The organism is Oxalicibacterium faecigallinarum (assembly GCF_014635705.1).
In the GTDB taxonomy this organism is placed as follows: Bacteria; Pseudomonadota; Gammaproteobacteria; order Burkholderiales; family Burkholderiaceae_D; genus Oxalicibacterium; species Oxalicibacterium faecigallinarum.
Map to the genome: position 1 here is coordinate 725,184 of NZ_BMDI01000001.1, position 12,888 is coordinate 738,071.

General features: G+C 54.4%; 10 protein-coding genes and 1 tRNA gene. 7 read left to right on the forward strand and 4 right to left on the reverse strand.

What is annotated here, in order from left to right; translation table 11 throughout:
• Positions 1–12: 12 nt before the first annotated feature.
• Complete coding sequence (locus IEV29_RS03570) at positions 13–2,010, reverse strand: hypothetical protein (RefSeq protein ID WP_188379886.1); 1,998 nt, start codon at positions 2,008–2,010, stop codon at positions 13–15.
• Between the two features lie 198 nt (positions 2,011–2,208).
• Positions 2,209–4,338 carry a response regulator gene (locus IEV29_RS03575; protein ID WP_188379887.1) on the reverse strand — a complete coding sequence of 710 codons (2,130 nt, stop codon included), beginning with the start codon at positions 4,336–4,338 and terminating at the stop codon, positions 2,209–2,211.
• Between the two features lie 149 nt (positions 4,339–4,487).
• On the opposite strand from IEV29_RS03575, the gene mnmH reads away from it, so the two are divergent.
• The 7 genes from mnmH to IEV29_RS03610 all read left to right on the forward strand — a co-directional run bounded on the left by mnmH (position 4,488) and on the right by IEV29_RS03610 (position 10,828).
• Positions 4,488–5,552: a tRNA 2-selenouridine(34) synthase MnmH gene (gene mnmH / locus IEV29_RS03580; RefSeq protein ID WP_188379888.1), complete on the forward strand. Its 1,065-nt coding sequence runs from the start codon at positions 4,488–4,490 to the stop codon at positions 5,550–5,552.
• Positions 5,553–5,607: 55 nt separating this feature from the next.
• Complete coding sequence (gene selD / locus IEV29_RS03585; RefSeq protein WP_188379889.1) at positions 5,608–6,663, forward strand: selenide, water dikinase SelD; 1,056 nt, start codon at positions 5,608–5,610, stop codon at positions 6,661–6,663.
• Positions 6,664–6,798: 135 nt separating this feature from the next.
• On the forward strand, positions 6,799–7,674 hold the full coding sequence (locus IEV29_RS03590) for a putative selenate ABC transporter substrate-binding protein (RefSeq protein ID WP_188379890.1): 876 nt from the start codon (positions 6,799–6,801) through the stop codon (positions 7,672–7,674).
• A 60-nt stretch (positions 7,675–7,734) separates the two neighbouring features.
• Positions 7,735–8,559 carry a phosphonate ABC transporter ATP-binding protein gene (locus IEV29_RS03595; RefSeq protein ID WP_188379891.1) on the forward strand — a complete coding sequence of 275 codons (825 nt, stop codon included), beginning with the start codon at positions 7,735–7,737 and terminating at the stop codon, positions 8,557–8,559.
• A gap of 11 nt (positions 8,560–8,570) precedes the next feature.
• Positions 8,571–9,401 carry a PhnE/PtxC family ABC transporter permease gene (locus IEV29_RS03600; RefSeq protein ID WP_188379892.1) on the forward strand — a complete coding sequence of 277 codons (831 nt, stop codon included), beginning with the start codon at positions 8,571–8,573 and terminating at the stop codon, positions 9,399–9,401.
• Complete coding sequence (gene phnE, locus IEV29_RS03605) at positions 9,398–10,195, forward strand: phosphonate ABC transporter, permease protein PhnE (RefSeq protein ID WP_188379893.1); 798 nt, start codon at positions 9,398–9,400, stop codon at positions 10,193–10,195. Before IEV29_RS03600 ends, phnE begins: the two co-directional genes overlap by 4 nt.
• Before the next feature lie 18 nt (positions 10,196–10,213).
• Entirely contained in the window at positions 10,214–10,828 is a 615-nt protein-coding gene (locus IEV29_RS03610; RefSeq protein WP_188379894.1) for a class I SAM-dependent methyltransferase, read from the forward strand.
• Positions 10,829–10,871: 43 nt separating this feature from the next.
• On the opposite strand, the gene IEV29_RS03615 is transcribed toward IEV29_RS03610, so the two are convergent.
• Positions 10,872–10,967 (reverse strand) — tRNA-Sec (locus IEV29_RS03615).
• A gap of 9 nt (positions 10,968–10,976) precedes the next feature.
• On the reverse strand, positions 10,977–12,887 hold the full coding sequence (gene selB, locus IEV29_RS03620; RefSeq protein WP_188379895.1) for a selenocysteine-specific translation elongation factor: 1,911 nt from the start codon (positions 12,885–12,887) through the stop codon (positions 10,977–10,979).
• Position 12,888: the final 1 nt, after the last annotated feature.

The following is a 12,888-nucleotide window of genomic DNA, read 5'->3' on the forward strand; positions in this document are numbered from 1 at the left end:
CTGGCGCAATGTTCAGTGATTTGCCGCTTTACGCGGTGCCGGAAGTGGGCGCTTTTTTTCACCCGCTGCGTGTCGTTCCAATGGCGAGGAACTCTCACCAGATAAATCATTTCTTGCTAAGCTTTGAGCCGATTGACGCTCTTTGGCAAGCTCGAGCATGGAGCGGCCAGTGATTGATTCCGCAACTTCCGTCAAAATACGACGTGCCTCCATATAAGCAGGGTGAACAGGTAACTTTTTATTTTTCTGATCTTCACAAAACTGAATAAACAGTTCAACCGCATCGTGACCAGCTGATGCCCGGATCTTTCCCGAGGACACATAGGATGCCACAGCATTTCTAACCTCAATGCTGTGAGGTAATTTGTTCCATGGAGGGGCAACATGCAGTAAACCTAGTGACTGGCCATTTTCAGTAGAGGCGCGCACGAGTCTGACATCGTCTTCGATATGCGCTACCACCCAAATTTTCTTACCAACGAGGTCATGGCGTTGGCCGAGAGTGTCGCTAGTGTAACGCCCATGGGCAAAATTAATAAAAGGACGTCTCCCGACTTTGTAGCCACCGTGAACCGTGCAGAGCTTGCGAAAACTGAGCAGATCACTAACTGTAGTTTGATCAGCATATCGGAACGGGCGCTCTGGATACATTGCTCTAAACTGCAAGTATTCGAGCGGTGAGCGTCCCCCCAGGCTGTTATGTGGCTGAGCGTTGTAGTTCGCGATGAGAACAGCCAGTAGCTCATGTGCGTATTCATATTGAAACTGGCTTGTAAGTGCTACTGCTTTTGGATCGCGTCCACGTTTTTTCTTCGGTTCTGCACCAGTCGTGTTCGAAAGCTTCTGAAAACCGTACGTACTGAGCCTACGAAAATACGTTTCAATGAAGGGGCGGTCATCTTTGCTACGCCGCGCTGAATAACCGCTACTTGGATCAATGAGCTCTGAACCTACCACGTCACGGAGAACCTCTTTGACATGTTTGCATGTCTCAGCCAACGCGCCATCGACGCTGGTTTGATCCCAGCAGATGCCCACAAAATCTTCTGATACTCCGGATGGCAGATTCGCGTTCTGGCGATACCCTTCATCACTAAAACTGATAATCGGACGTTTGTATCTTGTTAGAGCCATTTTTATAGCTCTCAAAACATCTACTTTTGATACTTCTTCTCGCATACTCAGGTGGTAGCCAATCACGTTTCGCGACATGACCTCTATAATTACAACTACCCACAGACGATGAACAATCTTCTGAAGATATCCCCCACTTGGTTGAGGAATCAGAACACTGAATATTCCATCAAGTTTGTGCCCGTCCATTTCAACGCGTTCGAAGAGATGGGTAATGGGGCGTTTTGTACCATCTCCCGTCATCAGTTTTTTCTTAGCATCAGGTCCGCCAACAACTAATGCGGCTTCCACCGGATTTTGATCAAGTAGCCTTTTGATGTATTGGCAGATCGATACGTAACCACGATTATGTGTATTGAAGGGCCAAGCATGCTTTGCCTCGTAGCCTAGGGTTCGCAGCTCTTCTAATAGCCAATTCCAGTGATTAATTCGACCACGTTTAAGATGCGACAGACTTGTGACGCGTCCAGCCGAGAGGACTCGCTTATCGAATCGATGACGTAGTTCAGGGTGTGTTAGGAACAGTGTCGTCAAAGCGCCTGCACCACCCTTCCCGTATTTGTCGATACAGACTTGATGCTTGCGACGATAAGGTCGAATTCGTTCCCAAGGAACCAATGCACGCCATCCCCAAACTTCACCGTCACTATGAACAGCCAAACATCGTTCTTTTAATAAACGGTAAGTTTGCGCACCGCCTATGCCTGCCTTATCCTTAATCTGTTCGGCAGACGCACCATCTAGATAAAGATTGATCGCATGTTTACGAGAGAAGTACCTTTTTTTGTCGATCCCCTCAAGTGCGCCCTCATCTGGATACTTCCAGTCAGCAACATTAAGTTCATCGCGAGTCATACGATGGGTATTTTTAGGCACATCTGTACTCCTTGAAAGAAGCAAGGCCACCCCTGTCTATGAACTATACAAAATTATTTAAAAAGGTGAAGGATGTACTGGTTTTATTTAATTTTTAGAAAAAAAATGTTGTAAATGAAAAAATTAAAAATCCATATGAATCAAAGAGATAGCAGATTCTTCAATTTACAAATTTAGTTATTCATACGCTGGCCCATCTCATGCCACACCGCTCTTGCCGCCAATCAGCGATTCAACACGCGCCGTCAATGCATCCGTTGCAAATGGCTTGGTCAAAATCTGCATGCCGGCTTCGAGATCGCCATGATTGAGAACGGCGTTCTCCGCGTAACCCGTGATGAACAAAACCGGCAGATTCGGGCGTTGCGCCCTGATCGCATCTGCCAGTTGTCGCCCGTTCAATCCATTTGGCAAGCCGACGTCGGTAATCAACAAATCGGGCTGTAAATCCAGTGCCATGAGTTTCAGTGCCGATGGACCGTCCTCTGCCTCGATCAACCGATAGCCAAGATCCTTGAGTATTTCCGCTGAAACGGTACGCACCAAAGGCTCATCGTCCACGATCAGAATTGTCTTGCGCTCACCAGCTGCGGCAACGGCTGCAGCCAGCTGTACGTTGTTCTCAAGACTTTCCTCGCCTTCGTAGCGTGGCAGATAGATGCAGATTCTCGTGCCTTGTTCCGGTTCGGAATCGATGTGTGCCGTACCGCCGGACTGACCGGCGAAACCGTAGACCATGGACAATCCCAGACCGGTGCCTTGACCAACCGGTTTGGTCGTGAAGAAGGGATCGAACGCGCGTGCAACGACATCCTTGCTCATGCCAATGCCGGTATCGCTGACGCATAACGAGACATAGGCACCTGTACTTAGGCCAAGCTGGCTTGCCCGGGCGTCATCCAGATGACAGTTACTGCTTTCTATTGTGAGCGTTCCGCCGTCCGGCATGGCATCGCGAGCGTTGATGCACAGATTAAGCAAGGCATTTTCGAGTTGGCCGATATCGACAAAGGTGTTCCACAGGTCGCTGGCAGCACTCATCCTGATCGCAATCGACGGGCCAACACTGCGGCCGATCAGTTCGGTCATGCCGGCGACGATATGGTTGGGATTGGCTGGTTTAGGATCAAGCGTTTGACGGCGCGAGAACGCCAGCATGCGCTGTGTCAGACTTGCTGCACGCTTGATCGCCGATTGCGCGCCGCTGAGATGACGATCAACATCGGCCAGACGCCCTTGCGCCAGCCTGATTTTCAATAGCTCCAGACTGCCGTTGATGCCGGCCAGAATGTTGTTGAAATCATGGGCGAGGCCGCCGCTGAGCTGGCCGACTGCTTCCATCTTTTGCGATTGGCGCAATGCTTCCTCGGCCTTGAGAAGCGCCGAGGTGCGCTCTTCGACGCGTAATTCCAGCGTTTCATTGAGTGCGCGGAGGGACGCAATGGCGTGATCACGCTCCGCCTCGATGGCGCGGCGCCCTTCCATATCGATCAGAACGCCGGGAAACTTGCTTGGTGCCCCATTGACGTCCAGATCCACACGGCCATTCGCTTCCAGCCAGTAATAACGACCATCGCGCCGTTTCGTCCGATACTGATGCGCATAGGGCCCGCCTTGTGCCAGTGCTTTAGTGATGGCAGCTAACAGACCTTCCCTGTCTTCCGGATGTACCGTTTCGATGATTTTTTCCAGCTTGACGCCGGTACGTGGCTGCTCGGGATCAAGGCCAAAAGCGTTTGCGAATCCTTCGTCGATATTAAACTGATCCGCGGGGACGTCCCAAAGCCAGGTACCAATAATGGCACCTGCCGCCAACGCAAGTTGTACGCGCTGCACGTTTTCACGCAAGGCGGTTTCAAGGCGAACGCGCGCGGTGACGTCACGAAACAGGACAGAGACCTGCCGCATTTCCGGCGAACCGACCCTTGTTGCAGCCACTTCGATATGCCGCTTAATGGCGACGAATTCCTGCTCGAAGCGAACCGGCTCACCAGTTTGCAAAACCTTGCCATAGATAGCGAGCCATGTGTCAGGGTTGTCCGGTTCAATCTCACGCAGGCGTTTGCCAATAATGTCGCTGATGCCAGTGTGGCGCTGATAGCCGGAGTTGGCTTCGATATGCACATAGTCGCTCAAGGGACCGTGCGGACCATCGATGAATTCGATGATGCAAAAACCGTCATCGATCGCCTCGAACAGGGCCTCACGCTGGATTCGGTTTAGCGCGATCTCTTCTTGCAATGTGCGCTGGTTGGATGACTTGGATTCAATGGTCACGACAATATCGGCTTGGACAGGAAAAATGGCAGCGATCAACAGAGCATCCATTGTGGCGGATAAATGCTCAGGTAACGCATCCGTATAAAAATAAGATCCACGATAAGGCAATTGATTCCCACCTTGCGGTTTTGTCGCGCCAGGAGCGCAAAGGCGGCATGCGATATAGTGTCGGTCTGTTCAAAGCGCCTCTTTTTGCCATGAAATACCCACTGCTCCGATCTTTTGCCGACTTGCTGCCGGAGCTTGGTCAGTACGACGCCATCATTGACGTCCGCAGTCCGCTTGAGTTTGCGGAAGATCACGTACCCGGTGCAATCAATTGCCCTGTCCTGAATAACGAAGAACGCATTCGCGTCGGTACACATTATCGTCAGGTCGGTGCGTTTGAGGCGAAAAAGCTCGGCGCAGCGCTGGTCGCAAAAAATGTCGCCCAGCATATCGAAATGCTGTTTTACAGTCATCCACAAAGCTGGAAGCCTTTGGTGTACTGCTGGCGCGGCGGCAACCGCAGTGGTGCCATGGCGCATATTTTAGCCAAGGTCGGCTGGCCCGTGACGCGCATTGATGGTGGCTACAAGGCTTATCGCTCGCATGTAAACACAGAGCTGACTTCCCTGCCCGCCACATTTCATTATCAGGTTTTGTGCGGACCAACTGGCAGTGGCAAGAGTCGTCTCTTGCGCACGCTCGTGCAACAGGGCGCACAGGTGCTGGACCTGGAACAGCTGGCCAATCATCGCGGTTCGGTGCTGGGCAATGTTCCAGATAGTGAGCAACCATCGCAAAAATGGTTTGAAACGGGTATCTGGCATGCCCTGCGTCAGTTTGATCCCGACAGGCCCGTCTTCATCGAGGCGGAAAGCAAGAAAGTTGGAAAATTGCGCGTGCCAGATAGTTTGATGACATGCATGCGCGCCTCGGCCTGTACGGTAATTGCCTTGCCACTCGCTGATCGCGTGCATTTGTTGCTGGACGAGTATGCACATTTCGTTCAGGATGCCGCGCATCTGACGCATCAGCTCGATTTGCTGGCGCCACTACATGGCAAGGATCGCATTGCGCAGTGGCGAATGCTGGCAGAATCCGGCGAGATGCCCAAACTTGTTGAGGCGCTGCTTGCAAGCCATTACGATGCGTTATACGCTCAGTCCGTCAAACGCAATTTTTCCGAACTTGGTTCCGCAACCATGCTTCCGCTGGCTGACGGCTCGACACAGACTTTTGAACAAGCGGCAGCACAATTGATCGCTACCGCAACATAAGAACGCATAACATCAAGTTGCCGCGCCACGTGGTACGCATTTTCACAGGATAGACATGGCAGATATGCACGCATCCGGTATTCGGTTGACCGGTTTCTCTCACGGTGGCGGCTGCGGCTGCAAAATTGCGCCGGGCGTTTTGCGCGATATTCTCAAGAACACTGGCGGCTTTCCGATACCGGAACAACTGATGGTCGGCATTGAAACGTCTGACGATGCCGCCGTCTACAAGCTCAATGACGAGCAGGCACTGATTGCCACGACCGACTTCTTCATGCCGATCGTCGATGATCCGTTCGACTTTGGCCGCATTGCTGCGACCAACGCGATTTCGGACGTGTATGCGATGGGTGGCACACCCATCATGGCGCTGGCACTGGTCGGTATGCCCGTCAATCAGTTACCCGTTGATGTCATCGGCCAGATTCTGCGCGGTGGCGAGTCGATTTGTGCCGAGGCCGGCATCCCGATCGCCGGTGGTCACACGATTGATTCGGTCGAGCCGATTTATGGTTTGGTGGTGCTTGGGCTGGTGCATCCGTCCCGCGTCAAACGCAACGGCGGTGCGCAAGCAGGCGACGCACTCATTCTCGGCAAACCGCTTGGCGTTGGCGTCCTCTCGGCAGCACTGAAGAAAAATCTGCTGAATACCGACGGCTACGCGGCCATGCTTGCCAATACCACCAAGCTCAACACGCCAGGCAAGAAGCTTTCTGAAATGTCAGCCGTTCATGCCCTTACCGATGTGACCGGCTTTGGTCTGCTCGGACATACGCTGGAACTGGCACGCGGATCCAACCTGCATGTGTGCCTTGATTTATGCGCCATTCCGCTGCTGCCGCAAGTACAGGCATTGGCAGAAAAAGGCTGCATTACGGGCGCATCCGACAGAAACTGGAATGGCTACGGGAACGAAGTTGACCTGCCGCAATCCATTACTGCGGTACAGAAAGCCTTGCTGACCGATCCGCAAACGGCTGGTGGCTTGCTGGTTGCCTGTGCACCGGACGCCGTCGAGCAAGTACTGGCCCTGTTCCGCGCCGAAGGTTTCGCCGATGCTGCGGTGATCGGCCATCTCCAGCAAGGGCCGGCTCGCGTGCAGGTTGCCTGATTCATTCAACGGGAAGACTACAAAAACAAGAATTCAGTCTTCGGATGGATACATCCGATCAAGCGGCACAGCAGCACGAGGCCGCATCAGCAAGAGCGCCATACGATCAATTTCTCTACAACCATGAGGTGTTACATGATTCGTCTATCTCTGCCCAAGTTTTCCACCCTCCTCGCTTCGGTACTGGCAACTGCAGTCATTGGTGCGACCGGCATGGCACATGCGCAGCAGGTCTTGCGTGTGTCTGCGATTCCTGATGAGTCGCCGACAGAGCTGCAGCGAAAGTTCAAGCCATTGGGTGACTACCTGGCACAGAAGACGGGCATGAAGGTCGAGTTCACCCCCGTGACCGATTATGCTGCGTCGGTGGAAGGCCTGATTACCAATAAACTCGACATGGTCTGGTTTGGCGGCTTTACCTTCGTGCAGGCAAATGTACGTAGTGGTGGCAAGGTCGTCCCATTGGTCCAGCGCGAAGAGGATGAAAAATTCCGTTCGGTTTTCATCACGACCAATGCCTCCATCCATAAACTCGAAGATTTGAAAGGCAAGACCTTCAGCTTCGGTTCCGAATCATCCACGTCCGGTCACCTGATGCCACGTTATTTTCTGCTGGCGGCCAAACTCAATCCTGATACAGACATGAAGCGTATCGCCTTTTCTGGCGCACATGATGCGACGGTGGCAGCCGTCGCGGGCGGCAAAGTCGATGCCGGTGCACTGAACATTTCGGTCTGGGAAAAACTGGTGGAAGGCAAAAAGGTTGATCCAGCCAAGGTACGTGTGTTCTACACCACGCCCGGTTACTACGATTACAACTGGAGCGTACGCGCCGACATGAATCCCGAAATCCGCAAGAAAATCACGGATGCCTTTCTTGCGCTGAATGCAGATACCCCGGAAGGCAAGCAGATTCTGGAACTGCAGCGCGCCACCCGTTTCATTCCGACCCGCGCAGAAAACTACAAGGATATCGAAGCGGCAGCACGTAATGCCGGTCTGTTGAAGTAAGTCTCATCTTGTAAACCTGTCCGCTTGTCTTGAAGGAGGCAGGCGGATGGAAGCCTCGTCATGACCATTCTGCTTAAATCCGTGTCCGTCCGCCATGATGGCGCAGCCTCCTCCGCGTTTGCCTTGCGCGAGTTGACGCTTGCCATCGCGCAGGGTGAACAGGTTGCGCTCATCGGTCCTTCCGGTGCGGGAAAAACCAGTTTGCTGCATACGATGGCATGCGCACTCAAGCCTGCTCAGTCACAGGCGGAGGCGCAATTTCTTCTTTATGGGCTAGATCCCTGGCAGTTATCCAGTACAGAACGGCATGCATTGCGCGCCAAGCTCTTTCTGGCGCCACAAACACCGCCACTTCCGCCACGCCAGCGGGTGGTCAACGCCGTACTGGCGGGTGCCTTGCCGCAATGGAGTCTGTGGCAAGCCATGCGTTCTCTGATCAAGCCGATCGATCCGGCACGCGCTTACGCAGCACTATCCAGATTCAATCTGCAGGACAAGTTGTACGCGCGTGTGGACCGTTTGTCAGGCGGCGAACGTCAGCGCTGTGGCATGGCACGCGCACTGATTTCTTCTGCCGAGATGTTTCTGGTCGATGAACCATTATCGGCGCTCGATCCGACACTCGCTGTCCAGACGCTCGAAGTCTTGCAGGCGGAGGCGCGTACGCGCCATGCCACATTGATTTGCAGCTTGCATCAGGTGGAGCTTGCACGTGCGCATTTTCCGCGCGTGATTGGCCTGCGCGATGGACGGATTGTTTTCGACGCAGCCAGCGATCAGATCAGCGATGCTGACATCGCCGCTTTGTATCGCAATCGCCGTGACGACGCGCCGGTGCAGGAGACTTCTGCCCAAGCAGTGGTTACGCTGGTTCCGCGTTGCTAAACCAGGCTGCCATGACTTTCTCTAGCATGCCTGAACGCGATCCGGCCTGGAATGGCAGGATCACCGCCTGTCTGATCGTGCTCGTCATCCTCTGGCCGATGCTGGTCATGGCCGAGTTCAAGCCCTGGATTCTGCTCGATGCGCAAAGTCTGGGCGCGACCTGGCAGTTTCTGAGCACGTTTTTTCCGCCTGCGCATTCGCTCGAATTTCTGGAAATGGTGTGGCAAGCCACGTGGGAAACCATTGCCATGGCAACAGCCGGCATGACACTGGCATTGCTCGGTGCGTTTCCGATGACCCTGATTGCGACCGAACGCTTGTCCATTTCGCGTCTCGGTACGGGACGTATTGCCATCTGGGCGATGACAATACGTCAGGCGGTGCGCTGGATACTGATTTTGCTGCGCAGTGTGCCCGAGCTGGTTTGGGCGTTACTGCTTGTACGTATTGTCGGCCTTGGTCCGACCGCCGGCGTGATTGCCATCGCACTGACCTATTGCGGGATGCTTGGCAAAGTCTATGCAGACATTCTTGAATCATCGGATGCGGCAGCCTGCGACAACCTGCTGCGCAATGGCAGCGGACGGCTCGCGGCCTTTTTCTATGGCGCACTGCCCTCTTCTGCCTCCGAACTGGTTTCCTATACGGTCTATCGCTGGGAATGCGCGATTCGCGGCTCGGTCGTCATGGGCTTTGTCGGCGCAGGCGGTTTGGGCCAGCGCATGGATGAGTCGATGAAGATGCTGGCTGGCGACGAACTGGCAACCATGCTGCTGGTATTTATTCTTTTGGTGGCTTGCGCCGATGGCGTTTCCGCCATGCTGCGACGGAGGCTGGCATGAGCGATCAGATATCGCTTCCCGTCGCGCCACGCATGCGTACATCGACCAAGGCATTACTGATCGGTATCGTGTTGCTGGTGATTGCCAGCTTTGTGTCCTTGTCATTGAAATGGCAAGCCTTCTTCAGCAAGGAAGCGATCGACACCACCATCGAATTTCTGCGCGGCTTTTCGCCACCGGAGATGGCTACGCCCTTTCTTGCCCGTATCGCAGAAGCCACATTGGAAACCTTGGCGATGTCGGCAATCGGTACCCTGCTGGCGGCCTTGTTCGGCATGTTGTTATGCCTGTTTGCCAGTGGACGGTTCGGTCTCGCGTTGCGACTGATCACACGCGGCATATTGAATGTGTTGCGCTCCATCCCGGAGCTCGTGTGGGCAGCGATTCTGCTGATTGCCGCCGGGCTGGGTCCATTTGCCGGTACGCTTGCACTGGCAATCCATACCACGGGTGTACTCGGACGTTTATTCGCCGATACGCTGGAAAACTGTCCGCCGCATTCTGAAGACACCTTGCGGCTGAATGGTGTTCGACCAAGTGCGGCTTTTCTCTATGCCACGTTGCCGCATTGCAGCCCGCAGATGATGTCGTACGTGCTCTATCGCTGGGAAAACAATATTCGGGCGGCAGCGATCCTTGGGGTGGTTGGTGCGGGTGGTCTTGGGCAAATGCTCAAATATCATCTGTCCTTGTTTCAGATGCATCAGGCAGCGACCGTCATCATCGCCATGCTTCTGCTGGTTTGCGTGGTCGATGCAACGAGTTTTGCATTGCGGCGTAAGATGACGCGATAGGCATTCTTTTTTACGAACATGAGCAAGACATCACATTGGGATAAGGTTTATACCGAAAAGGCGCCTGACACTGTCAGTTGGTATGCGCCGCATCTGGACAAATCGCTGGCTCTGATTGAGCGCACAGCTGAATCGAAGGATGCCGCGATTATCGACGTCGGCGGTGGCGAGGCGACGCTCATCGATGACCTGCTGGCACGCGGTTATCGCGATCTGAGCATGCTGGATATTTCGCAGGCAGCCATCGATGGTTGCAAAAAGAGGCTCGGTGACGCGGCAGATCGTATTTCCTGGCTGGCGGCAGATATCACACAGATAGAACTACCGGCGCAACGCTATGACATCTGGCATGACCGTGCCGTTTTTCATTTCCTGACCGAGGCATGGCAACGCGAAGCCTATGTGCGCCAAGTCATTCGCGCCATGAAACCGGGAGGCAATGTGATTGTGGCGACGTTTGGCCCGGAAGGTCCACTGAGTTGCAGCGGACTGGAAACCGTGCGCTATGACAGTGACGGGCTGCATGGTGAGTTTGGCGAGCGCTTCAAGCTGGTGGAAAGTGCGATCGAACTGCATGCAACCCCGTTTGGATCGACCCAGCAATTTTTGTATTGCTACTGCAAGGTCGCCTGATCGGCTCCGATGGCTGCTACGTTCGGGTGCTGCCATGAAATAGTGGCGGAAGGAAGCGGGAGTCGAACCCACCCGGCGACGCGTGGCGCCACCAACCGGGTTTGAAGCCCGGCCGCCCCACCAGGGACGATTTCCTTCCTTGTTCTTCTCAGCCCTGCTTCTGAAACAGGATACTGCCCGGGCGCAGCAAATGTTCATCGCCGACGCGCCGCAAAAAACCGATACGATCAAAAAACTCCAGAATCTGAATCGCGCGCTTGCGCCCCAGCCCTGTTGCATCACGATACCTTGCTGCCGTGACCTTGCCATCCGTCGCACCAATCTGCTTCGCCAGATCAGCCAGTTGCTGTACGACATCAGGATGATAATAAAGGTCCTTCACGATTTGGTATACCTCGCCCGCCTTCGCCATGCGAATCATGACATGACGTACCTGGGTCTCGGGCAGGTTGCTGCTGCTGGCAATATCACGCACCCACGGCGGATCGAAACGCCCTTCGCGTAACAACGGCAAGGTTTTCTCGCTGACGATTTTTTCCGCCGCCAGCAACTGTACGCCGTGCGCAGGCAAATGTACAAAGCCGTTGCGCTCCTGTACCACCTTGTGCGTGACCAGGCGCTGCACCAATCTCTGCCATAACGCGTCCGGCATGCGCGGAATCGCCAGCCTTCTGACACGTTGTCGATCCGGACCGATATCTTCGGGAAAACGCGCATGAAATGCTTCCAGCGTTTGCACGATTGCAGATTGGCTCTCGGATAAACGTGCTTGCGCAATGATCCATTGATTCTTCTCATCGGTCACCGCATCGGTAAGCGAAGCGGGATCGAATGGCCAGTCTTTCAATCCGGCACTGCGCAACCAATCACCGCCGTGAATCCCGAAGGCAGAAGATGCCAGCGATCCGGCGAATCGTACCGCCGGATCATCCTGTTCCTGCGATTTCAGAAAACGCAGACGCTCTTCGGTCTGACGGTACCGTGCAGGCGCCTGTGTATCCAACACCTTGCCGCCGGCAATCGTACGCGTAGCGGATGCATCACGCAGGATGAATCGATCGCCCTGCCATGCATGCATTGCTTGCTGCAATACCAGTTGCACCAACCCTGATTCGCCCGGTGCCAATGAAGCTTGTCCCAGAATCGCTACCGATGCCATGCAGTCCTGTGTCGCCAGATGCAGATGGACCTGGGTACCTGATCGCAGTACGTTCGCCTCCGTTGCTGCTACCTGCAACCAAACATCCATGCGCTGCGAACTCTGTGCGATTGCCGGATCGCACAAAATTTGCCCACGCTCGACCTTGCTACGATCCAGACCGACAAGACCGATTGCACAACGCTGCCCTGCATTGGCCTGTTCGACAGCGTGGTTGTGAACATGAAGGCTGCGAACACGATACGAATGATCCGGATCATGTGCCAAGCACAATGCATCGCCAATATGTACGCTGCCTTCCCCAATACTGCCTGCCACTACCGTGCCGACACCATCGAGCGTGAACACACGATCCAGTCCCATCCTGAAAGCAGCGTGTGTGGGAGCCGTGACATTGGTCACCTGGACCTGTGTCAGCAACAGGTTGCGCACGGCATCAATACCTTCACCGCTGATTGCCGATGCAGGCAGCACCGGGTAATCCTCGAGTCCGTGCAATGCAAGCAAATCAGTGACTTGCCTGATTCTTTCTTCCCGCAAGGCGGTGTCTGCCTTGTCGATCTTGGTCAGGATGGCTGCACCGCGCTGCACACCGAGTAAAGACAGTACGGTCAGATGTTCGATGGTTTGCGGCATGATGCCGTCATCTGCCGCCACCAGCAGCAGACCGAAATCGATGCCGCTTGCGCCTGCCACCATGGTACGCACCAGTTTTTCATGGCCGGGCATATCGACAAAACCGATCATGCCGCCTTGGTCAGTCGGCAGGTAGGCATAGCCCAGCTCAATCGTAATGCCACGTTTTTTTTCTTCCGGCAGACGATCACCATCAATACCGGTCAGTGCGCGTACCAGCGCTGTCTTGCCATGATCAATGTGCCCCGCTGTGCCGACAATCATG